General features: G+C 69.4%; 2 pseudogenes. Both read right to left on the reverse strand.

What is annotated here, in order from left to right:
- Window positions 1-124: 124 nt before the first annotated feature.
- A pseudogene (locus G3N99_RS40750) lies at window positions 125-598 on the reverse strand (chemotaxis protein CheW); the annotation flags it as partial.
- 46 nt (window positions 599-644) lie between these two features.
- Window positions 645-985, reverse strand: a pseudogene (locus G3N99_RS40755) (MCP methyltransferase); the annotation flags it as partial.

Consider the following 985-nt stretch of genomic DNA (forward strand, 5'->3'; position numbering starts at 1 on the left):
AAGGCGAAGCGACGGCGCGGATGGTCACATAGTATCATAATTGTTTTTTTAACAATACGGCGACACCCCAAATCTATGCCGAGTACTAACCTCTTTCCCTCCCCGCCGCTCTTCCGGTCTCGTCACCGCCGCTGCCGCCCTTGCCGGCATCGAGGCCGAGCAGCGCGCCGATCGAGATCGCGATGCGCAGCGTGCCGCGGATGTTGACCACGCCGCGCACGGCCGAATTGCGGCGATGCGGCAGCGAATGGATCGGGCGCGTGCCGGCGATCTCGCGCAGCACGCCGATCGGCAGCGCGAGCCATTCGCCGGCCACGCGGAACGCCAGCGCCGCGTGGTGTGCATCGGCATCGGCATCGGCGTCGTGCACGTGCGGCGCGGCGGGCGCGCTCATCCGGCGCGTCGCGTCGGCCATCTCGGCGCCGTCGAGCGGACGCTCGAGCAGCTTCGCCGCGTGATACGCGTACACCGGGCAGTTCAGGCAGCGCAGGCAGTCGTTCAGCCGCTCGCACGTGCGGTCGCCGCGCGTGCCGATCCGGTTCCAGCAATCGTCGACGTCGATCGTCGTTTCGTCAAAGGCAGCGGCGGCGCGGTTCATCAAATCCTCTGGTCATCGCGGTGTCGGTCCCCAACCCGTAGTCATGTCAGCCGGCCGAGCGCCGTGCGCGCTCGAGCAGCCATTGCGCGCCCGCGCGATCGCCGCCGACGTCGAGCAGCGTCGCCAGATGGGTCAGCGCTTCGTGGTGCGTGGGCCGCAGGTACAGCGCCTTCCGGTAGAAGTCGCCGGCTTCCGCGGCGCGTCCGCGCGCATCCGCGATCAGCCCGTTCAGGTAGAACGCATCGGCATGCGGCCCGACGCGCGCCGAGAACTGCGCGAGCACGCGCTCGGCCTCGTCGAACGCGCCGGCATTCGCCAGCGCCTGCGCATCTTCCAGCGTCGGTGCGGCGCTTTCGGCGACCGGTGCGAGCGACCCGGCCGGTACGG

Source organism: Burkholderia sp. Ac-20392 (genome assembly GCF_017104585.1).
In the GTDB taxonomy this organism is placed as follows: domain Bacteria; phylum Pseudomonadota; class Gammaproteobacteria; order Burkholderiales; family Burkholderiaceae; genus Burkholderia; species Burkholderia lata.